The organism is Pseudoduganella sp. UC29_106, assembly GCF_044055365.1.
In the GTDB taxonomy this organism is placed as follows: Bacteria; Pseudomonadota; Gammaproteobacteria; order Burkholderiales; family Burkholderiaceae_D; genus Rugamonas.
The window spans coordinates 1,645,146-1,667,232 of the sequence record NZ_CP171977.1 but is presented as its reverse complement, the minus strand read 5'-3'; the positions used below and the strand labels follow the sequence as shown (position 1 = coordinate 1,667,232).

At 63.8% G+C, this 22,087-nt stretch carries 19 protein-coding genes and 1 tRNA gene; 2 read left to right on the top strand and 18 right to left on the bottom strand.

The window, feature by feature from the left end:
• The 15 genes from ACHMW6_RS08735 to ACHMW6_RS08665 all read right to left on the bottom strand — a co-directional run bounded on the left by ACHMW6_RS08735 (window position 1) and on the right by ACHMW6_RS08665 (window position 19,152).
• A complete protein-coding gene (locus ACHMW6_RS08735; protein ID WP_395406741.1) occupies window positions 1-978 on the bottom strand; it encodes a glycosyltransferase in 978 nt (325 codons plus the stop codon).
• Window positions 975-2,099: a glycosyltransferase gene (locus tag ACHMW6_RS08730; protein WP_395406740.1), complete on the bottom strand. Its 1,125-nt coding sequence runs from the start codon at window positions 2,097-2,099 to the stop codon at window positions 975-977. The genes ACHMW6_RS08735 and ACHMW6_RS08730 overlap by 4 nt, the downstream gene beginning before the upstream one ends.
• Window positions 2,096-3,601 (bottom strand): lipopolysaccharide biosynthesis protein, encoded by a 1,506-nt coding sequence (locus ACHMW6_RS08725; protein ID WP_395406739.1) that lies wholly within the window; start codon window positions 3,599-3,601, stop codon window positions 2,096-2,098. Before ACHMW6_RS08725 ends, ACHMW6_RS08730 begins: the two co-directional genes overlap by 4 nt.
• Before the next feature lie 277 nt (window positions 3,602-3,878).
• Window positions 3,879-6,254, bottom strand: coding sequence for a heparinase II/III family protein (locus tag ACHMW6_RS08720; protein WP_395406738.1), 2,376 nt, complete (start codon window positions 6,252-6,254; stop codon window positions 3,879-3,881).
• 172 nt (window positions 6,255-6,426) lie between these two features.
• Window positions 6,427-8,010, bottom strand: coding sequence for a hypothetical protein (locus ACHMW6_RS08715; protein WP_395406737.1), 1,584 nt, complete (start codon window positions 8,008-8,010; stop codon window positions 6,427-6,429).
• A complete protein-coding gene (gene epsI / locus ACHMW6_RS08710) occupies window positions 8,007-8,693 on the bottom strand; it encodes an exosortase-associated protein EpsI, B-type (protein ID WP_395406736.1) in 687 nt (228 codons plus the stop codon). Before epsI ends, ACHMW6_RS08715 begins: the two co-directional genes overlap by 4 nt.
• Window positions 8,690-9,571 (bottom strand): exosortase B, encoded by an 882-nt coding sequence (gene xrtB / locus ACHMW6_RS08705; RefSeq protein ID WP_395406735.1) that lies wholly within the window; start codon window positions 9,569-9,571, stop codon window positions 8,690-8,692. Before xrtB ends, epsI begins: the two co-directional genes overlap by 4 nt.
• Before the next feature lie 2 nt (window positions 9,572-9,573).
• On the bottom strand, window positions 9,574-10,443 hold the full coding sequence (gene epsG / locus ACHMW6_RS08700) for a chain length determinant protein tyrosine kinase EpsG (RefSeq protein WP_395406734.1): 870 nt from the start codon (window positions 10,441-10,443) through the stop codon (window positions 9,574-9,576).
• A gap of 13 nt (window positions 10,444-10,456) precedes the next feature.
• The gene (gene epsF, locus ACHMW6_RS08695) at window positions 10,457-11,863 is read right to left on the bottom strand and encodes a chain length determinant protein EpsF (protein ID WP_395406733.1); all 1,407 of its coding nucleotides are present in this window, start codon (window positions 11,861-11,863) and stop codon (window positions 10,457-10,459) included.
• A gap of 18 nt (window positions 11,864-11,881) precedes the next feature.
• Entirely contained in the window at window positions 11,882-12,673 is a 792-nt protein-coding gene (epsE, locus tag ACHMW6_RS08690; RefSeq protein WP_395406732.1) for a polysaccharide export protein EpsE, read from the bottom strand.
• 39 nt (window positions 12,674-12,712) lie between these two features.
• Window positions 12,713-13,687 (bottom strand): EpsD family peptidyl-prolyl cis-trans isomerase, encoded by a 975-nt coding sequence (locus tag ACHMW6_RS08685; RefSeq protein WP_395406731.1) that lies wholly within the window; start codon window positions 13,685-13,687, stop codon window positions 12,713-12,715.
• Between the two features lie 99 nt (window positions 13,688-13,786).
• Window positions 13,787-15,169 (bottom strand): undecaprenyl-phosphate glucose phosphotransferase, encoded by a 1,383-nt coding sequence (locus ACHMW6_RS08680; RefSeq protein WP_395406730.1) that lies wholly within the window; start codon window positions 15,167-15,169, stop codon window positions 13,787-13,789.
• Window positions 15,170-15,193: 24 nt separating this feature from the next.
• Window positions 15,194-16,390: an XrtB/PEP-CTERM-associated polysaccharide biosynthesis outer membrane protein EpsL gene (epsL, locus tag ACHMW6_RS08675; RefSeq protein WP_395406729.1), complete on the bottom strand. Its 1,197-nt coding sequence runs from the start codon at window positions 16,388-16,390 to the stop codon at window positions 15,194-15,196.
• Window positions 16,391-16,405: 15 nt separating this feature from the next.
• Window positions 16,406-17,134: a CAAX prenyl protease-related protein gene (locus ACHMW6_RS08670; RefSeq protein ID WP_395406728.1), complete on the bottom strand. Its 729-nt coding sequence runs from the start codon at window positions 17,132-17,134 to the stop codon at window positions 16,406-16,408.
• Between the two features lie 110 nt (window positions 17,135-17,244).
• Complete coding sequence (locus ACHMW6_RS08665; RefSeq protein WP_395406727.1) at window positions 17,245-19,152, bottom strand: ATP-binding cassette domain-containing protein; 1,908 nt, start codon at window positions 19,150-19,152, stop codon at window positions 17,245-17,247.
• 79 nt (window positions 19,153-19,231) lie between these two features.
• Between ACHMW6_RS08665 and ACHMW6_RS08660 the strand changes: the two genes are divergently transcribed.
• Window positions 19,232-19,306, top strand: a tRNA-Arg gene (locus ACHMW6_RS08660).
• A gap of 104 nt (window positions 19,307-19,410) precedes the next feature.
• On the top strand, window positions 19,411-19,659 hold the full coding sequence (locus ACHMW6_RS08655) for a hypothetical protein (protein ID WP_395406726.1): 249 nt from the start codon (window positions 19,411-19,413) through the stop codon (window positions 19,657-19,659).
• 85 nt (window positions 19,660-19,744) lie between these two features.
• Here the strand turns inward: ACHMW6_RS08655 and ACHMW6_RS08650 are convergent, their stop codons facing one another.
• The 3 genes from ACHMW6_RS08650 to ACHMW6_RS08640 all read right to left on the bottom strand — a co-directional run bounded on the left by ACHMW6_RS08650 (window position 19,745) and on the right by ACHMW6_RS08640 (window position 22,039).
• The gene (locus ACHMW6_RS08650) at window positions 19,745-20,368 is read right to left on the bottom strand and encodes a PEP-CTERM sorting domain-containing protein (protein WP_395406725.1); all 624 of its coding nucleotides are present in this window, start codon (window positions 20,366-20,368) and stop codon (window positions 19,745-19,747) included.
• A gap of 232 nt (window positions 20,369-20,600) precedes the next feature.
• Window positions 20,601-21,017 carry an SRPBCC family protein gene (locus ACHMW6_RS08645; protein WP_395406724.1) on the bottom strand — a complete coding sequence of 139 codons (417 nt, stop codon included), beginning with the start codon at window positions 21,015-21,017 and terminating at the stop codon, window positions 20,601-20,603.
• 8 nt (window positions 21,018-21,025) lie between these two features.
• The gene (locus ACHMW6_RS08640) at window positions 21,026-22,039 is read right to left on the bottom strand and encodes an aldo/keto reductase (protein WP_395406723.1); all 1,014 of its coding nucleotides are present in this window, start codon (window positions 22,037-22,039) and stop codon (window positions 21,026-21,028) included.
• Window positions 22,040-22,087: the final 48 nt, after the last annotated feature.

Sequence of the window (22,087 nt, the reverse complement as noted above, 5' to 3'; positions counted from 1 at the left end):
TTATGCTAACAAAAACTCTTCAATTTCGGCGCCCGGTTCACCGCGCTGTTCGAGCTTGCGGCCCGCTTCGCGGATGCGTTCGGACAGCACGGCGCGCAGGCCCGGCTGCTCCAGCGCGGAAGCCAGCGCGGTGCGCAGCGCCGTCACATCGTTGTGCGGCACGAAGCCCGGATAATCGGCGCCCAGGTATTCCTCGATCGACTCGTGGCGCGTGGCCACCAGCGGCTTGCCATTGCGCAGTACGCGCAGCAGCACGCTTTGTCCGCAAGCCTCGCCCTGGCTGCGCAGCGGCATTGCAACGACGGTGCTGCGCGCCAGCAGGTCTTCGAACTCGCCTTCCGGCAGGTCGCGGTGGATGGTCGTGTGCTCGTTCGACGGCGGCGCGATCGCATTGCGCGCGGACGCCACGATCACCAGCGGCGCCGGCAGCGGTTCGGCCGCCTGCAGCAGCAGGTCGTAATCGCGGTTGGAAAAGCCGCCCGCGAAAATGCTGCCGTCCTCCGCCTGCATCTGCGCCTGGCCATCGAGTTCCTGGCGCCACAGGTGGTAATGCACGCTGTCTGCCGGCATGCCCACTTCATCGATCAGGTTGCGCGTTTCGCCCGGCGAAAAAGTGATGAAGCCAAGGCCGGGAAAGCGCAGCGTCTTCCATGCGCGATTGACGACGCGGCGCGCGCCCTCGCCGTGGATGAAGCAGCCCATCACCAGCAGGCGCGCGGGACGCGGCAGCACGCCCGCCTTGATCAGCGCCAGCACCGGCAAGGCTTGCCAGCCGACGATCAGCACGCGGTCCTCGCGCGTCCAGAGGCCGCGCGTCCGCAGCACGCGTGGCGACAGCATGGCGCGCACGATTTCCTTCTTGCCCCGTATGCCTTCCCTCGGTTCGGGACCGATGACGGTCACGCGCGCGCCGCGTCCGGCCAGGTAGGCGATGATGTCGCGGTAGCCGCCGGCTTGCGAGAGCAGCACGTGGATCATGGCTTGCGCCCTTCCGCCACCACTTCGCGCAGGATCTGCAGGTACTGCTTGCTGACCACGTCCGCCGTGTGTTCGGAGGCGTAGCGCAGCGCGCCGCCATCCTGCAGGGCGCTGTAATACTCCGGGTCGTCATACAGGCGGCGCACGGTGGACACCAGCGCCGGCACATCCTGCGGCATCATGCCGGTCCAGCCGGGCACGATGCTGAACGTCGATTGCGGGCACAGCACCGGCGTGCGCGTGGACCACGCATCGCACAGGAAGCCCCAGCCCGAATTGCTTTCGGTGTAGGCGAAATATGCGGAGGACATGCGCTGCAAGGCTTCCAGCCGCGTTACGCCCGTGATGTGTTCGATGCGGTCGCCGAAGCGCTTCTTCAGTTCTTCCACAACGTGCAGGTAGGGCCCGCGGCCAATGACGACAAAGCGCTGCACCGGCGTTTGCTCAAGAATGGCGGGCACGGTTTCCAGCCAGCGCGTGCAGTTCTTGTGGCGGATCAGCGATCCGATATAAATCATTTCCGCAGGATTGCGTTCGCTGGCGGGACGCCACTCGGGCGGACGCTGCGCGCAATGCGAGGCGTAGTAGGCGCGGCGGCCGCGCAGGCCGATGTGCGCCAGGCCGGGCAGATCGGCCGGGTCATTGCTCATCACGGCATCGACCTGCCCGCACACCTGCCACCAGCGCATGCGGCCCGCCAGGCGGCCCAGCGCAGGCACGCCGCCATAATAGCGGCGCCGCACCAGCAGACTGGGATCGGCTGACTCCACGCGCAGCAGCACGGGCACCTTGTAGCGCTCGCGCAGGCGCGACAGCAGCGGCAAGGTGTGGAAGGAGTTCACGAGCAGCACATCAGGCTCGAAATCGTCGGCCAGCTTCTCCACCGATTGCAGGTATTCGTCCGAACGCTGCGACAGCGCAGCGAGGTCGGGGAAGACGCGGTGGATTTCCACGCCGTTGAAGTTTTCGAAGTCGGCGCCCTGCTCCGCGCTTTTCAGCGCCGATACGCGCGAGGTGATCACACGTACTGCGGCGCCACGCGCCACCAGTGGCGGCAAGGCGTAAGCCACTTCATCAAAGACCGGGTTCAAGCCCGGGTATATCGCGAGAATTCTCATCATGCATCCGGCAAAAGCTGGCGGCCAAGGGCCCGGTTGATCAGTTTGCGGTCCATCTTGTCGATGACGCCGGACAATAGCAGAGCTACTCCGAATACGGCGCACAGCAGCAGGCCTCCTGCCGTTGCGGCCAGCACGTCGTGGCCCGGCACCAGCGTTGCCGCGAGCATCGCTGCCATCAGTGCGGCCAGCGCGCGCAGCCACCAGCCAAGGCCCAGCGGCCATGCGAAACCATGTGCGCGCATGCCCGCCACCACCAGCGAGTTGATGACGATTTCGTTGCCCAGCAAAGCCAGCGCGACGAACCATACGCCAAGGTGCGCAAAGCCCACCAGGTAGAGAATGGGCAGCACGAACAGCGAACACAATGCGGCGCGCGCCCACATGCCCATCAGGCCGATCGCATTGCACACCACGTTCAGGATGAGCCGGTGCAGGCGCAGCGCCAGCCAGGCGCACAGCACGGCAAACAGCCCGTGGTATTCGGCGAAGCGCCCGCCGCTGGCAAGGCGCAGCACGAGGTCGCCGTACACGACGGCGACGGCCAGCACGGGCAGCAAGGTCAGTGCGCTGATCTTGAACACGAAGTGCGCCCAGCGCTGCAGCTCGCCGTAATCGCGGTTGCCGGCATAGGCGCCGATCATGCGCGAGCGCACCACGGAGAAGATCACCATGCCCGGCATGTAGTTGCGGATGATGTCCGTCAGGCGCAGCACGAAGCCCAGCCCGGCCATCGCTTCCGCGCTTTGCACGCGCGCCAGCAGCAGGATCAGGAAGGCCGGTGAATACAGGTACTCCACGATGCCGCTGGCATAGTTGTGCAGCGCGACCTGGCGCATCTGCGTGAACGTGGCGCGCTGCCACCCTGGCTTGGACTGCGCCGGCAAGGCGCGCATGGCGTGTGCGACAAAGCCTGCAGCGAGCAGCAGCGTGGCGGCAGCCGCCGCCAGCTCGGCCAGCAGCAGGCCGCGCGCCGTGCCGCTGTCCATCATCAGCAGCGCGACGGCGACGATGGAGCTTTTCAGCACGGTGGCGGCCTGCATGCGGCTTTGCAGTGCGAGCGCTTCCAGCGTGTTATCGCGCAGCACGCGCATCGTGCCTTCCGCCACCAGCAGCATCGCCAGCACGCCCGCCAGTTCAGGCGGGAAGCCCGTGGCCTGGCGCAACGGCTCGCGCCACAGCAGCATGCCCGCCGCGATCAGCGACAGCACCAGCAGGCGGCAGCCCGCCACGCCGCCCACCAGGCGCGCCAGCACGCTGCGGCTGCCGTGCAGGCGCACGTCCGGTATGAAACGCAGCAGGACCCAGTCCATGCCCAGCGTGGACAGCCCGAGCGCCAGCTCGACAAAGGCCATGCCGATCACGTAGTAGCCGAAATCGGCCGCCGGCAGTACGCGGGCGGACAAGCCCAGCACGGCGGCCGTCAGTAGTGCGGTAGGCACTTTACCGGCCAGGAAGGCAACGATATTGCGCCGTGTTTGATGTCCCGAGTATGGCGCTGTCATATCCTCATGCCCAATCGAAAAACTTGAAATTAGTATAACAAGTTCCCCTGATTTCAACGGTTGATGGTTTCAATCGTGCGCGGGGTCAAAAGGGGTCAGATTAGGGGGGATTGTGGCAAGATATTTTGCGTTTGATCAAAGAAAGCGCGCGCAAAAACCAGGGCCGTAACCCAGGTGGCTGCCACGATGTGGCAGCCACCAGTTTTTGGCCGTGGGTTGAAAAAAAAGCGCCGGCTCTTTCGAGTCCGGCGCTTCGGGTGAGGAAGAGTAAGAGGGCTTACGGCAGCGGCAGCGTGATGGTCTGGCTGCCGACGGTCAGCGTGCGGCTGCTGGAGCCGGTCGTCAGGCTCACGGCCGGGTTCTTGCAGCCCACGTCCAGCAGCACCAGGAACTCAGCCTTGGTGGCGGCGGGACGGGTGAAGGCGGCGTGGTCCTCGAAGCCGGTCAGCGGCGCCGGTCCGGTGCGCTTGATCAGCGTCGTGCCCGGCGTGATCGAGCGCACGCACAGCGAACGGTCGCCGTTGACGATGGTGGCGCTGCCGTCGGCCTGGCCCGCGATCGTCACCGGTGCGTGGAAATTCCATTCGAAGGAACGCGCCACGGAGGACGTCATCGTATCCATCACCACCGCCAGGTCCTGGCTGCGCAGGTACCACAGCTTGCGGCGCGCCAGCGACACCAGGCCCTCGAAGGCCGGCGTGGCATCGCCTTCCACGTAGTCCATCTCGGTCGTGGTCGAGAAGCCGGTAATCTTGCCGTTACGGCCCAGGTTGACCGTATTGCCGTCCGTCTTCTGGCCGACGCCATTGTCGAAGGTGATCGCGTTATGCGACTTGGTCGCGCGGTACCAGCTGGTCCACAGCGGCGAACCGTACCAGTCGTAGTAACCTGCCTCCATCAGCAGGCGCTTGCCGCCGCTGTTCAGCACAAGGCTGTTCTGGTCGCCGTGGCTGTGATTGTACGAACCGTAGGGGCTGGACTTGAAGTACAGCGACGTGCGCTTCGGATCGGCCAGCGAGCTGTGCATCGCAGCCCAGCCCACGCTCGGATACATCGCGGCATTGGGCGGCGGCGCGGCGCTGGCGACCGTGTTGACCGGCAGCGGCGACGGCGCCTGCAGCAGCGTCAGCGGATCTTCCACGCCCGTCATGTTCTGGTAGTACCATTTCGCGGCCGGCGTGTCGAAGCGCGAGGCGAAGGCTTTCAGCAGATAAGTGTTGGGCACATCTTCATGGCCGTCGCCGAACACATGGTTCGGGGTGCCGGGCGGCACGAAGTGCGCCATGAAGCGCAGGAAGCCGTCGGACCACGGCTTGCGGTAGATCGACACGGCCAGCGCCTGGCTTAGCGGATCCCAGATCTGCACGGAGAAATCGGCCGCGGCCTGGCCATAGGCCGTGCCGTTCGCATAGCCGCCCTCCGGACCGCTCCAGGTGTAAACCTGATGCACATAAGTACGCACGGCGAAGTCGAACCAGGTCTGGGCCTGCGGCACTTCACCCAGGTTCAGGGCCGCGATCAGGGCCAGGAAGCCCAGCGTGTTGCCGCCGTGGGCGTCATACGGGTACTGGTCCATGCGGCCATTGCTGCCGGACAGGTCGTTGTAGATGTCCGTAGTGCGCGCCGCAATGGCGGCGGCCCACTTGGCCTTGCGCGTGGCATCCAGCTTATCCCACAGCACGTCCTTCGCTTTCGACAGCGACAGCGCAATAGTCCGTGTCGCCTGGTCCTGCGTCGCGTAGCTGGTCGGGCCGGTTGGGCTCAGGCTGGCCAGCTCGTCGCCGCGCTTGATGGCTTCATTCAGGTAAGTCGATGCCGCGGGATCGTACGACTTCAGGAAGTACAGCAGCGACGCCGCTTCCACCTGGTGGCCCATCTTGTTGACGCGATTGCGGATATCGGTGTTCTGGTTGCTCAGCGCCGTGGTCATCGTGGTGCTGTATGGCAGCGGCCAGTCGCTATCCTTCAGCGGCGCCAGCGGAATGCGCGACACCACGGTTTCCGTCAGGCGGCGCACCTGGTCGCCGCGCTCGGTCACCATCGATGCCGGCCACTTGTTGAACGGCACAAAGTACTTCGACAGCATGCGCGGACGCACGTGGTTCGTCACGTTGGCGCGCAAGGTCGCATTGTCCGGCACTTCGAACTTGATGGCTGTGGTATCCAGCGTGAAGCTGCGGATGGACGACCAGTCCTTGGCCACCGGCTCGGCCAGTGGCACCAGGGCGGCTTCCGCAGCCGCTTCGGTCTGCGCAGTGTTGTAGTTCAGCGAGGCGGACTTGGCGCGCGAAGCGGCTGCCGCATCGGCCATCGCCTGGGTGTAGGTGAACGGCGCCACCTTCCAGGTGTAGATGCCCGGCGCAGTAAAGCCATGGGTCGGCAGCAGCCAGTTGCGCGACACCACCGCCTTGATCGGCGCTGCGGGCGCAGGCGGCTGGATGACGACAAAGTACCAGGTACTCGAGGTGGCCGTCGGATATCGGGACCAGGAGAACCCGGGTGGGTTCTGCGGTTGAAGCTGCATCTTGTCCGGCGCGGGGCGCACGGCTTCGATATTGACGGACGTTGCCCAGTCGGCGTAGCTCGCCGAAGAGAAGGCTGCCAGTGCGGATAACACGGCCAATTGTAAAACGGCGGCTTTACGGAATTTCATGTAAGACTCTCCAAGCAATTCGTTTTCAAATCAATAACTTAGAGACTTGATAAGCCCGAGGTCAGTGATTCTCTAAGGAAGGGAAAGTGTACATCAAACGGCTGCAACAACCGTTTCCTCACGGCACTTTTTAACAAATGTCGCGCGAAAAATACACAAGCTAGGAGAAATGTCAAGCCATCCTTACAACAGGTGTTACCCGTTTGGCAGCAGCTTGTTGAGAGTCGGTAAACCGGCATAACTGAACGACGGTTCCCAGGCACAGCATCAGCAACAGTTGCGCAGTTGGCTCATCCATTACCGCCCGGCTGTAAACTAACATCATCAGGAACAGCAGCATTGCGGCGACGCAAGTGTCAGCGATTGCGCGCTGGGCCGGAGTTCCCCTGCCCTGCCGCATATAACGCCACGCGGCAAGGAGCCCAAACAGTAGCATGGAGCCGTAGGCGACAGCGCCCAATAGGCCCAGGTCCCACAACAAGATTGCAAGTGCCGTGGCATCCAGGTGCAGCGGCAGGTAGCGCTGCGCCACCTCGCCCGCGCCCATCAGGCCCGCGGGCTTGGAGGCGCCCGGTCCGTAGCCGACCAGACGGCGCGGCACGGTCGATTGCGGGTCGCGCCACCATAGCGCCAGCGAGGCGCCGCGGCTGATTTCGCCGGTACGGTAGTTGACGTTGTTCGGGTCGAAGAAATAGCCGCCGCCCTGGTCCAGCTTGTCGGCCACGCTATGCTGGGCATCGACCTTCTTGCCCCAGTACAGGCTGTCGTACACCACGTAGGTAGCGCCCATGAAGGCGCCCACCAGCAGGCCGAAACCGATGAAGGCCGTGATACTGCGCAGGATGCGCTTGCGCAGCACCCAGCCCAGCACCAGGGGCAGCCAGATGAAGGCGGCCTTCACTTCGCCCAGCATGATGATGGCTAGGCCAGCCACCAGCATGCCGAAGAAGGCACGCCCGGACAGCAGCCCCGCCTGCCAGCGCGCGGCCGCGTAGCCCATGGCCACCACCGTGAAGAACACCATGATGGCGCTGTTGCCGCCGGCCCCCGGCGTGCCGCCGAAGGTGCCGACAATGGCGTCGAAGGAGGTGGCGCTGGCGACCACGAAGTGCTGGTACAGCACCACGGGCAACTGCAGCAGCACGATGATGGAAAACAGCTTCCAGATGCGCACCAGCTGCAATTCCTTCCATTGGAACCAGTACAGCGCAAACAGCACGGAAAACATCGGCAGCGTTGCCTTGATGCCGGAGGCGATCTGCGCCTTCGGCGTACGGTTGAACACCAGGCTGAGGGCGAAGCAGGCGATGAATAGCACGGCCGCCAGCACGACCACCGAGCCGTCGCCCTGCATGGTGCGCGCATTGCGCTGGCGCTTGGTCACCAGGTCCAGCAGCGCGCGGCAGAAGAACAGGATGGCGAGCCCAAAGGCGAGCCAGGTGGCGGACTTGAAGCCGAGGAAGTACAGGGCCGAGCCCTGTATGAGGAAGGTCAGCACATACAGGCACAGGAACATGCCGTACAGCGGCAGCACGAACAGCAGCAGCACCGACAGCACGGCCGAGCCGATGATGGCCACCAGGGCCGGCGAATCGAGGCCGCCCACCATGCCGACGAAGGCCGCCAGCACCAGGAAAGGCAGCAGCAGCATGAGCGGGATGCCGCGGTCCGGCGCGCGGCGCAGCGGCCCGCCGGGCCTGGCCGAAGGAATGGCGCCGCCGGCTACTGCTGGTTTGCGGAAGAAAGGCAGCTTCATGCGTCAAACACACCAATCAGGCGGATGCGGGACGCTTCATCCATCGAACGCAGCAGCGCGTTGATGAAGCTTTCCTGCAGCGCGTAGGCGGCGGGCGCGTCGGCGCCGATGCTCGAGACGCGCACCAGCATCCCGTCCGGCACCATGCCGGTCAGGCCATAGCGCAGTTCCTGCAGGCGCTGCTCCATGCCGGGCAGCGTGGCTTTCTTGCCGATCGTGATCCAGTAGGTGATCGGCTCGTTGCGCGCGCCGGCCACGGCATACAGGCGCTTGACGGGCAAGGCGCCGTAGCCGGTATTGATGCTGCCGGTCCTGGCGCCGCTGACGTCGAAGCCCTGCGCCGTGTAGCACACTTCCGGCTTGTGCACGCCCATATTGTCGCCCTGGTCGCCGCCATAGGCGATGGACAGCATGATGCGCTGCCCGGCCCGGTTGACATAGGTGCGCGACAGGGTCTGGTTGTAGATCTTGTCCAGCTTGGCCTGCGTGGCCGGATCGACTTGCAGCGGGATGATGGAAGTATCCTCATGCCACTCGCCGAAGGACTGGGGCACCATGGAGGGCAGGCTGAAGCGCCCGCCCGCATCCGCCATCTTGACCGATGGCGTGACCACCTTGGTCACGGCTGCCGATGACACCATCAGCGCGCCGAGAGCCAGGCTCACCATCATCGACTTTTTCATGAATTGCGCCATTTGACGAACCACTGAAGGAAGGAATCAACGCCGATGATCAGCACCAGCGCGGTAACGAACAGCACCATGCCGGCAAAGCCGTGCAGGAAGCCCTGCCCCGCCGCATCGCCCATGTAGTAGGTCACCAGGGACAGCGTGATCACGCGGATCACATTGGCCGTAAACGAGATCGGAATGATCAGGGTGGCCAGCGTCACGTTGCGGAAGGTGGACGAGTGGCGCACCACGTTCAGGTAGAACAGGCCCAGCGCCTCGAGGGTCAGCAGGGTCTGCAGCCCGGCGCAGGCATCGGCCACCAGCAGCTGGTACTGGCCCACCTGCAGGATCACGCCGCTGCGCGCAATCGGATAGCCCAGCGCAAACAGGATGTGCTCGGTGGCCCAGGACACGGCCATTTTCATCGGCATGGTCAGCATGCTGACCACGGGGCCGGGCAGCGGCACCATGAACAGCATGAAGAAGAAAGCAAACCACTGCACGCGCAGCGCGCCGCGCCCGCACTTGAGCATCAGCACGGCCGCCAGCAGCACCACGAAGGACAGGATCTCGAAGGCAATGATGCCCTGCGAGCGCCCCAGGATGTAGAGCAGCAGACCCGCACCCAGCATCACCCAGCCGGCCGCCAGCGGCGGCTGGCCTTCGGTGCGCGCCATCATGGCGGACCAGTTGCGGTACATCAGCCACAGCGACAGGCCGAGGATGATGGGCCCGTGGGCCTGCTCCTCGGTCGCCCACAGGCCCGTGAACAGCGTGTGGAAGGTGGGCACGAACAGCACCAGCATGCCCAGCAGGACCGGCCACCAGTCCGGCAGCACGGCCTTCAGCGCATCCAGGCTGTTATGACGGACGGCCAGTGTCGGTTCCATGATCAGAAGTCGACCAGCACCGAACCGACCACTTCGGCGCCCGCCTGCGCCGCCTGTTCGCCGACGGCAGCGACGTCGTACAGCGAAGTCTTGTTCTTGCGCACCACCAGCAGCACGCCCTTGGCGCGCGCGATCACGGGCAGCGCGTCGGACGCGGTGGCCAGGTCCGGCACGTCATACAGCACGATATCGTGTGACAGTTCCAGCTGCGCATTCAGGCCGGTAAAGGCGTGCCGCGCCAGCAGCTCGGCCGGATTGGGCGGCTGGGTGCCGGCCGGCAGCACGGACAGCGAGACGAAGCCATCGACCGGCGCCACCGCTTCCATGCCGGCGCGCCCGGCCAGCAGGTCGGACAGGCCGCTGCGGCCATGCAGGTCGAAGATTTCCTGCTGCGCCGGATGGCGCAGGTTGGCATCCACCAGCAGCGTGCGTTCGCCCAGCTGGGAGAACACCACGGCCAGGTTGGCCGCAAACAGGCTGGCGCCGTCGCCCGGGCCGGCGCCGACAATGGCCAGCGCCTTGCGGCCGCGGGCGAACCAGCGCATCATCAGCTGGCCGCGCACGGCGCGCAGCATTTCCACCTGGCGGCTGAAGGGCTGGAAGGCCGCCACCAGCTTGGGCGAGAACTGCTTCTCGCCCACCTGCACATAGGGATAATCGAACTGGCGCGCCAGCACCTGCTGGATGTCGGCTTCGTTGACCAGGCCCAGGCGCTGGGCCGCTTCGCCGAAGCGGATGCCCTCTTCCTGCTGCAGCGCGGCCACGTTCTCGGCATTCTCCGCCGTGATCTTGCCCGCCTCCAGCAGCAGCGTGCCGATGCTGGCCTGGCGCGCGCCATGCAGGCCGGGATTGATGGGATAGGGATGGTTCATTGCGGGCTCCATATCAATTCAAACGCAGCTGGCGCGACGGATTCAGGCGCAGCGGGCCAAAGCGGCGCGGCTTCGGCGGATTCCAGTCGATGGCGCCCAGCACGGGGATCTGCACCACTTCGGTCAGGTCGGAAGCCGAACGCACGCGGCGGTCGAACATTTCAGCCAGCATGGCCAGGCCGATGCCCAGCATGCTGCCCAGGAACAGCGACAGCACGGTGTTCAGGATGATCTTCGGACCAGCCGGCTCGATCGGCGGCACGGCCGGATTCAGCACCGATACGTCCGCCTGGTCGGAACCGCCCTCGATGCGGGTCTGGGAGAAGCGCAGCGAGGCATTGTCGAAGGCGCGCTGGGCGCTTTCCACATCCTTGTTCAGCACATTCAGCTCGTCGCGGCTGCGGTTCAGTTCCAGCACCTTGGACTTCTGCTCGGCCAGCGCCGCGCGCAGGGCCGCTTCGCGCTGGGCGAAGATGCCGGCGTTGTTGCTGACGGAGGCCATGGCCACGGCCGTGTTGTCGCGCAGGGCGCGGCGCAGGCGCTCGGCTTCGGCGCGGGCGCTTTCCACCTGCGGGTGGTTGCGGCCCAGGCGGCCACTCACTTCCGCCAGCTTGGTTTCCGCCGTGGCCAGCTGCAGTTTCAGGTTCTGCACCACGGGGCTGTTGGCCACGTCCGGCGACTCGCCGCCCGAACCGCGGGCAACGGACTGGCGCGAATTGGCTTCCATCGACTGCGACTGCGCCATCACCAGCTGGGTGGACAAGTCGTTCAGGCGCGTGTTCTCCACATCCAGGCGGTTATCCACGCTGACAATGCCATGATCCTGCTGGTACTTGGAGAGCCGGGACTGCGCCACCTCCAGGTTGTCGCGCAGCGACTTGAGCTGGGAATCGAAGTAGCGCGTGGCCTTGCGCATCGGGTCGGTCTTCAGCTGCACGCTGATCTTCATGTATTCGTCGGCGAAGGCATTGGCCACGGCCGCCACGAACTGCGGGTCGGAACCCTTGAAGGTCACGTCCACCACCGAGCTTTCCTTGGACGGCACGATCTCGAGCTTCTTCTGCAGCAGCTCGGCCAGCCAGTCGCGCACATTGCCCTGGCCGCCGGTCGAGTCATTGAACTGCTGCACGACGGCCGGGCTGTCGGCCAGCTTCAGCTGGTCCACCACGCGCAGCGCCACATTCTTGCTGCTGATGATGTCGATCTGGGTGGCCATGTAGCCGGGCAGCAGCTGGCCCGGCAGGGTGAGGCCGGTCAGCGGGTCGATGCCCTTGAAATTCATTACCAGCGAGCTGGTTGCCTTATAGGTCTTGGGCAGCAGGAAGCTGACAACCAGGGTGGCACACACCGTCACGAGCAGCGTAAGCAGCACAATGCGCTTGCGGGCGCGCAGGATCAACAGAAACTGGGCGAAATTCATTGATTATCCTTTCGCCGGTCAGAACCAGCTTTCCTTGATCAGGATGACGTCGTCCACCTGCACCAGGTCATCGTTCTTCACGTTCACCACATGCAGGGAGCCATCGCCGTTGCGGCGCTTGACGCTGATGCCGCGCTCGGTGCCGCGCGGGGTCAGGCCGCCGCCGACAGCGAGCGCCTGCGCCACCGTCATCTGGCGTTCCAGGCGGAAGGCGCCGGGGCGCTGCACTTCGCCATAGATGTAGAAGCGCGGGCTGCGTTCGGCATAGATCACATCGCCGGGCGCCAGTTCCAGGTCCTTGTTCGTGCCGCCGTTGCGCACGATATCGATGACGTCGACCACGGTCTTGGTGGTGGCGCCGTTGCGGGTGCGCACCAGGCTCACCGCGTCGCCGCCGTCGGCATTGAAGCCGCCGGCCTGGGCCAGCATGTCCATCACGCCGCGCTTGCCGCCTTCCAGCGGATAGCGGCCGGGACGGTTAACCATGCCCAGCACCGACACCTGCGCGCTGGCGACCTGCGATACGATCAGGTTCACCTGCGCCTTCTTCACGTAGCCGCCCGATTGCAGCAAGCCGACGATTTTCTTTTCCGCCTGCTGCACGGTAAGGCCGTTCACATCGACTTCGCCGACCAGCGGGAAGGTCATGCGGCCCGCATCGCTGATGCGCGTTTCAATGGCCAGGTCGGGATTGCCGTAAACGGAGGCTTTCACCACGTCACCAGGGCCGAGCGTGATATCCGCCGCCTGGGCGATGCCGAAGGACAGGCCCAGCAGGACTGCCATCATCCACATCATCAGTCGTTTCATAATCGTTCTCCCTTCTTCTTCACGTAAAAATGGACGGACTTATTTGAGTCCGGCCACACCGCGTTCGTTTATTTCATGCCGGGCGCCATCGGCCGGCGTGGCGTCCGCCGACTGGGTCGGCGCGGCAGTTGCCGTGCCCGGAGCGGCGGCGGTGGCCGGCGCTGCCGCCGGCGTGCCGGTGCCGCCGGCCTGGTTCATGTAAGCGATCTTGGCCGTCGAGCGCAGGCGCTTGATTTCGGCTTCGGCCGCTTCCTTGTTCTTCTTCGCATACAGGAATTGCTCGATCTGCGGCGTTGCCACGTCCAGCGTGACGGGCGCCGGGCGGATGTCGGCAATCGAGATCAGCATGCTGCGCTCACCCTCGCGGATGATGAACATCTGCCCTTTCGGCATCGCCAGCAGCTTGGCCGACAGTTCCGGCGGCAAGTCCGAGCTGGTGCGGCTGATCTGGGCGCGCGCATACTTGATCTTGTGCTGGTCCAGCCAGCCGGCCACGTCGTCCAGCGACTTGGAAGAATCCATCGCCGTCTTCATGTCGTCGCTCACGTCGCGCGTGGCGACCACCAGTTCGCGCATGTCGAACTGCTTGCGGTTGGTGAAGAATTGCGGGTTCTGGCTGAAGTAGGTTTCCACTTCCGGCTTGGTGGGCTTGGCCAGCGTGCCCACGCGCTTCTGCATATAGGCCTGGGCCACGATCAGCGATTTGGCGCGCTCGATGGCCTGCACCACTTTCGGGTCGCGGTCGATCTTTTCCTTGGCCGCTTCGCCCTGCAGCAGCTGGCGGTCGATCAGCGCTTCCAGCACCTGCTTGCGCGTGGTTTCCAGGTTGGCTGCCTGCGCATTGCTGCGCGACAGTTCATCGTTCAGCTGCAGCACGGTGATCTCTTCGCCATTGACGCTGGCGAGCGCCTGGCCCGGCTTTTTCTCGGCCTTTTCGCCGCATGCGGTCATGGCGGCGGCGGTGAGGACAACCAGTCCGGCGCTCAGGATTCGCTTGTTGAGTGAGTAGTTCAAGATAAGTCCTCCGGTATGTTGCAAATAGACAAAATAGCAACTTTATGATGCAATTTTAACGGGCATACTGCCGCGCACGATTGAAAGCAATGAAAAAATTCAATGCGCGTTTTGCCGCGCGAGCACAACCTTTACCGTGCGCAAGATGATCCACAGGTCGAGCCATAGCGACCAGTTGCGCAGGTAGTCGAGGTCGTAACGGATACGCGCTTCCATCTTGTCCAGCGTTTCCGTTTCGCCGCGCAAACCGTTGACCTGGGCCCAGCCGGTGATGCCCGGCTTGGCCTTGTGGCGCAGCATGTAGCCCTTGATGAGCTTGCGGTACTGCTCATTGTGCGCGACCGCATGCGGGCGCGGCCCCACGATACTCATCGAACCCTGCAGTACGTTAATGAACTGGGGCAATTCATCGAGCGAGGTGCGGCGCAGGAAGGCGCCGATGCGCGTAAGGCGCGAATCGTTGACCTTGGCCTGCACCACCTGCGCCCCGTCTTCCGTCACCTTCATCGACCGGAACTTGTAGACGATGATCTGCTCGCCATACAGGCCGTAGCGGCGCTGACGGAAGATGATGGGACCGGGCGAACTGGCCCACACGGCCAGGCCGATCACGCTCATCACCGGCAGCAGCATCAGCAGGATCACGCTGGCCAGCACGATGTCGCTGGCGCGCTTGAGCCAGCTGTTGAAACCCATGAAGGGCGTCTCGCAGATGGCAACGACAGGCATGCCGCCGACGTTGTCGAAGCGCGCCTGCATCAGGTCGAACACATAGATGTCCGGCAGGAAGTAGACGGATGCGGTCGTGTCCTGCAGCTCGTCCAGCAGCTTGCGGATGCGCGGCTGGGCCGAGATTGGCTGGCTGATGAAGATCATCTTGATATTGTTCTCGCGCACATAGGGCGCGACTTCGCTCATCTTGCCCAGCACGGGATAGTGCAGGTCGCTCGGGCGCCGCTCTTCCATGCGGTCATCGAAGAAGCCGCGCACGCTGAGAAAGAGATTGGGGTAGCGCTCGATGGTGCGGGCAAACTTCGCGCCCACATCATTGGCGCCAACAATCAGCACCGAGCGCACTTCGCTCGCCTTGGCGGGATCGACGCTGACCTTGCGCGCCGCCAGGTGGCTGAACAGCAGCGCAAACGGTGTGGCAAAGAACCAGCTCAGCACCACCGATTCTTCATAGTGGTAGGCCAGGCCGCTGGCATTGCCGAGGAAGACCAGGATCAGGGCCGTGACGAACCAGCCCATGAAGATATCGCGCGAATAGGCCAGGATGCGGCCCGAGCGCCAGGTACGGTAAGGGTCCACGTGCTGGTACACCGAGGACGAAATAAAAAAGGCCAACACCATTAACACCAGCGAATAGCCGGTGAAGGGTTCGCCGTACAGCACCGAGGTGGCGTACAGCGTGCCCATGATAATCAGCGGGTCCAGCACCCGCTGAAAGAATGCGACGATGGGTAAATCATTGACAGTCATTGCTGGTTCCCGTTACTGCGTGTTTCAAAACTGTGCCGTGGCGCTGAACGAAACGCCTTTGGCCTTGTAGCTGCCGGTGCCGATCAGCGGCGCCCCGCTGCGGCGCTCGTGGAAGCCGCTCAGGTTCAGCTGGATATTGCGGGTCGGCATGTACTGCAGGCCCACACTGCTGTTCTTGGTGGTATCGCTGTCGCCACCGGTGAAGACGACATTGCCCACCGGCTCAAACTGGCGCTTCTCGTGACGGTAGGCGGCATTGGCGGAAACCTTGGAAGTGATTTCCCAGTTCGCCGCCACGCTGGCGCCGCGATTCAGGCTGTTACTGATTAGAGTCGATTCGACGGCGGAGAAATCCCGCCACGCGTCGGCCTGGAATTTCAGTTTCACGCGCGGCTTCCAGGTCAGCGTTACGCGGCCGTTGGCGCCGCTGGCATCGCGCGAAGTGAACTGGTCATGCTTGCGCTTGGCGTAGCCGGCCAGCACGGTCAGCTGCGTGATATCGCTGTAGAGCCAGTTGATATTGGCCTTCAGTTCGTCCTGGGTATAGCCTTCGTCGAGGAAGGCGGTGCCGAGGCGGCGTTCGTTCAGGTAAGTGCCCTTCAGCCGGCGCACGACGAAGCCGACCTTGCTGCCGCTGGGCGCCAGGTAATCGATGCCCGCTTCGGTCAGGTCCTCGTTGCGGTCATTGATGCGCTGGGCCGGCAGCTCGTAGCTGTATTTGTAGCGCTGGAAGCCGGCGCGCGCACGCCAGCTCGGATGGAATTTCCAGCCGCCATTCACGTACTCGCGGCGCTGCGTACGCAGGTTGCGGTCATCGCTGTGGAAGTCGTTGAACGGAGTCAGCGTTTGCGAATAGCTGCCGCCGGCATTGCCGTCCAGGTGGTTGCCGAGGACCCAGGCCCAATCCAGGCTGAAGTCCTTGCCGTTGTAGTCGAGCTGGTCGTAGTGATCGAAAGTCACACGCGAGATTTTCGCCTGCCCCGTCAGCTTCTGGCGGCCGATAGGACGGTCCAGCAGGAAGCCGGCGATGGTTTGCGTGGCCTTGTCCGAGCGCTGGAAGTCCGGCGGCGTATTGTCGGGCAGCCGGAGCAGGTTGTCGTCATAGGTGTAAGCCACCTGGACGAAAGGTTTGATGGTGTCGCTGATATCGGCATGGGCCGCACCGGCGGCAAGCGTGCAGGCCAATGGAATCAGCCGCAATGGGGACAAAGGTTTGTGCATGAGAGAGCCTTCTTTTTACCAGTATGTCCAGTTGCCGGTGGCGAGGATCCACGCCCCCAGCAGACCGTTCGTGACGGCATGGGCGAGGATGGGCGCCCATAGTGTGCCGCTGCGCATATAGAGCAGGGTGTAGGCTGCGCCGGCCACCATTCCGGCCAGCCACAGGTTGTGTTCGATGCCGAATAGTAGCACCGTGATCACGACAGCTTTAACCTTCACTTGTGAAGGGTGTACAGAGAGGAAATGCTGCCGTTCAAGCCAGCGTAGCAGGAAGGAACGCCAGAAGAGTTCCTCCATCACCGGCACGATAAGGGCCGCGCCGCCGATGCGCAGTGCGACCAGCAACCAGTCGATGCGCCCTGCCGCATCGGTGGGATTGAAACCAGTGGAAACGCCGACCTGCATCCAGTCCGCGTTCAGGCTGATCCACAGCGCGAGCACCAGCACGCCGACCACGGCCGAGATGGCGGCCATGCCGGCGCCCAGGCGGGCGCGGGTCAGTTCGGTGTAATGGCGGCGGCAGGCGAGCAGCGCCAGCAGCACGGCGCCGATCTTCACGGCATATAGCCAGCGCAGCTGGTCGCCGGTCAGGCCCGCCCGCTCCAGCACATCCTGTACCCCGATGAAGCCGAGGTAGATGGCGAAGGGCAGCACGCGCGGCAGGACGCCGCCCGTTGCCGTGTCAGCGGCGTTGTGCGCCGCTGCGGCTCCTGCGATCGGTGGTTCCGGGTGCTGGACTGACATTGTGGATCTGCCTCCTCGTGAAAGGTTTTGCAGATCTTACAATGTCCTGCTGAGCTGGCGCGCACGAAAGTGCGGTTTGGAAATGGGACAAGAAACTATATTGATGCAGATCAAACTTTGTTACGCGACTCGATCTCTTCCCAGCGCTCAAGCGCCATCATCAATTCCTCCTCGATCTGGCCGATGCGCTCATTGAGGCGCTTCGCTTCGCCCGGCGTTTTCTTGTAGAAGTCGGGGTCGGACAGGGTGATGTTCAGCGCGCTCTGCTCGTCTTCCAGCGTGGCGATCAGCTTGGGCAATTCTTCCAGTTCGCGCTGCTCCTTGAAGCTGAGCTTTTTCGGCTTGGCTGCGGGCGCGGCGGCGGCGGGCGCTGCGGCGGCTGGCGCGGGCTTTTTCGCTGCCGACGCCGCCGGTGCGGGCGCCGCATCGCGCACCCGTTCCCAGTCGCTGTAGCCGCCCACATATTCCTTCCACCTGCCCTGCCCTTCGGCCACGATAACCTGGGTCACCACATTGTCGAGGAAGGTGCGGTCGTGGCTGACAAGGAAGACGGTGCCGCTGTAATCCTCCAGCAGTTCTTCCAGCAGTTCCAGTGTGTCGATATCAAGGTCGTTGGTCGGCTCGTCCAGCACCAGGGCATTGGCGGGCTTGGCGAACAGGCGCGCCAGCAGCAGGCGGTTGCGTTCGCCACCCGACAGGGTGCGCACCGGCGAGCGGGCGCGTTCCGGCGCGAACAGGAAGTCGCCCAGGTAGCTCATCACGTGCTTTTTCTGGCCGTTGATTTCGACCCAGTCGGAGCCGGGCGAAATGGTGTCGGCCAGGCTGGCTTCTTCATTGAGCTGGGCGCGCATCTGGTCGAAGTAGGCGACTTGCAGTTTCGTGCCCTGCTTGATGGCGCCCGAATCCGGCTGTTCTTCGCCGAGGATCAGCTTGAGCAGCGTGGTCTTGCCGGCGCCGTTGGTGCCGATCAGGCCGACCTTGTCGCCGCGCATGAGGATGGAACTGAAGTCCTTGACGATCACTTTCTCGCCGTAAGCCTTGTCGACGTTTTCCAGTTCCGCCACGATCTTGCCCGAGCGCTCGCCGGACGCCACTTCCAGGCGCACCTGTCCCTGCTGGTCGCGGCGCACCGAGCGCTGCGCGCGCAAGGCTTCGAGACGGCGCACGCGGCCTTCATTGCGGGTGCGGCGCGCTTCCACGCCCTTGCGGATCCAGACTTCTTCCTGCGCCAGGAATTTGTCGAACTTGGCGTTCTCCACTTCCTCGATGGCCAACTGCTCGGCCTTGCGCGTCTGGTAGGCGCTGAAGTTGCCGGGGTAGGACATCAGGTTGCCGCGGTCCAGTTCGACGATGCGCGTGGCGACGTTGTCGAGGAAGGAGCGGTCGTGGGTGATGAAGAGGATGCTGCCCTTGAAGTCGCGCAGCAAGCCTTCCAGCCACATGATGGACGTGAAGTCGAGGTGGTTGGTCGGCTCGTCCAGCAGCAGCACGTCCGGCGCGGCGACCAGGGCGCGCGCCAGGGCCACACGCTTCTGCATGCCGCCGGACAGCGTGCCCATCTTCGCGTCGCCCCCCAGGTTCAGGCGGTCCAGGGTCTGTTCGACCTTGTTCTTCAGGTTCCAGGCATCGCCGGCGTCCAGCTTCAGCTGGATCTCGTGCATGCGCTCCATGACCGCATCGTCGTTGCCCTGGCCCAGCTGGCCGGTCAGTCCTTCGTATTCCTTCGCCAGCGCCGGCAACTCGCCGAGGCCGGCCGCCACCGCGTCGTACACGCTCATCTCCGGCTCGAATTGCGGCTCCTGCTCGACATAGGCGACCTTCAGGCCCTGCTGCATGACCAGCAGGCCATCGTCCAGCTTCATGCGGCCGGAAATAATCTTCAGCAGCGAGGATTTGCCGGTGCCGTTGCGGCCGATCAGGCCGATGCGCTCGCCGGTTTCCAGCGAAAATTCCGCGTGGTCGAGAAGCGCATGGTGGCCAAATGCCAGCTGCGCGGAAGAGAGGGAAACGACTGCCATGAGGGGATGAAATCTGTGGGATAAACGAGCATTGTAACAACTGCCGCGCCGTCGGCTATAATTGCGCTCGCTTTGCGTCCTCCCCGTAGCACAATGGATAGTGCACATGCCTCCTAAGCGTGGGATACTGGTTCGATTCCAGTCGGGGGGACCACGGCGCCCTCCCCGGGAACTTATCCCCACGTCCCCTGTCCTAACTCAATATGCTTTCCGCGCAATTGCGCCACCTTGGCGGTATATCACGCTGCGGAGGCCTATATGGACCTTGAAGAACGCGTTGCCAAAGTTGAGGCGGAAGTGGAGAACAACAGGAAAGATATCGACCGGCTTGAGCATGTGATCGAGGCCCTTCGCGTCAGCACAGAGCGTGGCTTTGCCGAGCAGCGTGCTGCGATAGGGCGCGGATTTGCTGAATTGCGTAAGGATATCCGCTGGCTGTGCGGCCTGGTTTTCGCAAACCTGACCTTCACCGTCGGGATCATTATCCACCTGGCGGGAATCATTTGAAAGAATTTGCGCCGGCCGGCTGGCGGCCAAATCAGCGGGCCTGCGCGCGAATCACGCTACTACGTACTTTTGTTACATCGGCGAATTACTCGCCGCGGCGGCGACGCGCGATGGCGCCGACGAGTCCCAGGCCTGCCAGCAGCATGCCGTAGGTTGCCGGTTCGGGGACCGGCGTGGTGGCCATATCGCGGCCAAACACGGTTGCGTTGGAGAAGTCCGGATGGGCTCCGTTATTCCCGACGGTCCAGTTCATCTGCCAGGTGCCGTTCAGCGTCTGGCCGGCGGCGATGGCCTGGTTATCGAACAGCCAGGCGCCCCCTTGGTTCCCCGCGTGCAGGGCAAAGACCAGGTCCAGCTGGATGTTCTGCGTGGCACTGGTGTTGGTCACGGTCCAGGTGCCGCTGCTGCCGGACCCTGTGAGCGTGAAGGATAGCGGTCCCGTAGTGCTGAAGGGCGTGCTGCCGTCCTTCTTGCCCAGCAGATCCCATGCCGAGCCGGTTCCAAAGGCATCAAAGGTGGTGCCGAAACCGCTGGTGTCGCCATTCGGACCGGCCTGCGGATTCCACCCTGCCTGGTAGGCAAAGGCATCTGCGGGACTGCCGTTCAGCGTTACATCATTGACGGACGCCGTGCCGATATCGGCAAAAGCGCTTCCCGCCAAAAGGCATGCAGCAGCCGCCGCAGCCAACTTCTGAGGTAGTTTCTTCATTGTGGACCCCGTTAAGCAATGTCAACAATTGCAGGCGCCGATCGTGCGCGGCGCCGCGCCCTAAGCCTGGGCGAACAATTGCCCAAGCCCAATGTTGCCAAGTGATATCAATATGACAACACTGTTAGGCAAGGTAGCACAAAGCTAGGGACGGGGTCGCCACGTAGACGAGGTCAGGCTGTGAAACCAGGACCAGAAGCTGGTGCCTGCCACGATGTGGCAGGCACCTGGTTCACTTGACTGGACTGAATGAGGCTGCGAGCGCTTTGAGACCGTCCTGGTAGATGCCGCGGAAAAGGCGGACGGCTTCGTCGTCGCTGACGCCGGCGGGCGTGAACTGGCCGGACCATTCGACGCGGGCATGGTTGCCCGCCTCCAGCACGCGCAAGGTGGAGCGGTAGCCGGTCACCGGGAACGGCGCGGACAGGATGGCGTAACTGTAGCTGCGCCCTTCCTCATCGAAGGACAGCAGGCGCTCCACGATCGCCTCGCCGTTCGGATTTGCCAGCGTGCGTACCCGCCCTCCTTCGCTCAGTTCGCTTTGCGGGATGTAGGGCAGCCAGTCCGGCAGCGCGTCGAAGCCGCCAATCAGCTGCCATACCTTGTCCGCGGACGCCGGGATCTCGATGTGTGCAGATGCATTCGCCATGATCCACCTCACGCCGGCAGCGGTGCGTTGGCAGCGACCAGGCCCTGCTCGCGCAATTCGCGCCAGAAGTCCGCCGGCACTTTCTCCGCCAGCGCAGCGCGGTCTTCCAGCAGGCGCTCGGGACGGCTGGCGCCAGGGATCACGGAAGCCACGGCCGGATTGGCCAGCACGAACTGCAGTGCTGCAGCTTTCACGCTGATATTGTGGCGCGCGGCCAGCGCCCTGATGCGCTCCACCCGTGCCAGCACTTCAGGCGAAGCCTGCTGGTACTCGAAGGTGCTGCCGCCAGCCAGGACGCCCGAGCTGTAAGGGCCGCCGACGACAATGTCCACGTTGCGCGCTATGGCCGCCGGCATCAGGCGCTGCAGGGCGCGCTCGTGATCGAGCAGCGTGTAGCGGCCTGCAAGCAGGAAGCCATCCGGCTGCGCTTCCTGCAAGTCGAGCGTCAGTTCCAGCGGCTCGACGCGGTTCACGCCCAGGCCCCAGGCCTTGATCACGCCCTGCTCGCGCAGCTGGGTCAGCACACGGAAGGCCCCGGTGCGTGCTTCCTCGAATTTGGCCAGCCATTCATCGCCGTAGAAGTCCTGCGCCACATCGTGCACATAGACGATATCGAGGTAATCGGTGCCGAGGCGCTTCAGGCTGTCCTCGATCGAACGCAGGGTGGCGGTAGCCGTGTAATCGTTGACAATCTTGTTCGGCAAGCCATGCTCGAACAGGCCGCCCTTCTCGCCCAGGTCACGCGCCTTGGCGTCCTCGACTTCGTCCAGGACCAGGCGGCCGACCTTGGTTGACAAGACATACTCGCTGCGCTTGTGCTTGGCGAGCGCCTTGCCAAGGCGGATCTCAGACAGGCCGGCGCCATAGAAGGGCGCGGTATCGAAGTAGCGGATGCCCTGTTCCCAGGCCGCGTCCACCGTCGCCTCGGCTTCCGCCTCCGGGATGTTGCGGAACATATTGCCCAGCGGTGCAGTGCCGAAGCCAAGGGGATTGGTGCCGATCAGTTTGTCTTTGATACTCATTGTGCTCTCCATGAGGTAAGTTGGTAGAGCCCAGTCTAGATAGCGAAC

Bases quoted from the DNA above. Each gene is read 5' to 3' on its own strand.
- ACHMW6_RS08735 (WP_395406741.1), bottom strand. From the start codon at position 978: ATGATCCACGTGCTGCTCTCGCAAGCCGGCGGCTACCGCGACATCATC.
- ACHMW6_RS08730 (WP_395406740.1), bottom strand. From the start codon at position 2,099: ATGATGAGAATTCTCGCGATATACCCGGGCTTGAACCCGGTCTTTGAT.
- ACHMW6_RS08725 (WP_395406739.1), bottom strand. From the start codon at position 3,601: ATGACAGCGCCATACTCGGGACATCAAACACGGCGCAATATCGTTGCC.
- ACHMW6_RS08720 (WP_395406738.1), bottom strand. From the start codon at position 6,254: ATGAAATTCCGTAAAGCCGCCGTTTTACAATTGGCCGTGTTATCCGCA.
- ACHMW6_RS08715 (WP_395406737.1), bottom strand. From the start codon at position 8,010: ATGAAGCTGCCTTTCTTCCGCAAACCAGCAGTAGCCGGCGGCGCCATT.
- epsI (WP_395406736.1), bottom strand. From the start codon at position 8,693: ATGAAAAAGTCGATGATGGTGAGCCTGGCTCTCGGCGCGCTGATGGTG.
- xrtB (WP_395406735.1), bottom strand. From the start codon at position 9,571: ATGGAACCGACACTGGCCGTCCGTCATAACAGCCTGGATGCGCTGAAG.
- epsG (WP_395406734.1), bottom strand. From the start codon at position 10,443: ATGAACCATCCCTATCCCATCAATCCCGGCCTGCATGGCGCGCGCCAG.
- epsF (WP_395406733.1), bottom strand. From the start codon at position 11,863: ATGAATTTCGCCCAGTTTCTGTTGATCCTGCGCGCCCGCAAGCGCATT.
- epsE (WP_395406732.1), bottom strand. From the start codon at position 12,673: ATGAAACGACTGATGATGTGGATGATGGCAGTCCTGCTGGGCCTGTCC.
- ACHMW6_RS08680 (WP_395406730.1), bottom strand. From the start codon at position 15,169: ATGACTGTCAATGATTTACCCATCGTCGCATTCTTTCAGCGGGTGCTG.
- epsL (WP_395406729.1), bottom strand. From the start codon at position 16,390: ATGCACAAACCTTTGTCCCCATTGCGGCTGATTCCATTGGCCTGCACG.
- ACHMW6_RS08670 (WP_395406728.1), bottom strand. From the start codon at position 17,134: ATGTCAGTCCAGCACCCGGAACCACCGATCGCAGGAGCCGCAGCGGCG.
- ACHMW6_RS08665 (WP_395406727.1), bottom strand. From the start codon at position 19,152: ATGGCAGTCGTTTCCCTCTCTTCCGCGCAGCTGGCATTTGGCCACCAT.
- ACHMW6_RS08655 (WP_395406726.1), top strand. From the start codon at position 19,411: ATGGACCTTGAAGAACGCGTTGCCAAAGTTGAGGCGGAAGTGGAGAAC.
- ACHMW6_RS08650 (WP_395406725.1), bottom strand. From the start codon at position 20,368: ATGAAGAAACTACCTCAGAAGTTGGCTGCGGCGGCTGCTGCATGCCTT.
- ACHMW6_RS08645 (WP_395406724.1), bottom strand. From the start codon at position 21,017: ATGGCGAATGCATCTGCACACATCGAGATCCCGGCGTCCGCGGACAAG.
- ACHMW6_RS08640 (WP_395406723.1), bottom strand. From the start codon at position 22,039: ATGAGTATCAAAGACAAACTGATCGGCACCAATCCCCTTGGCTTCGGC.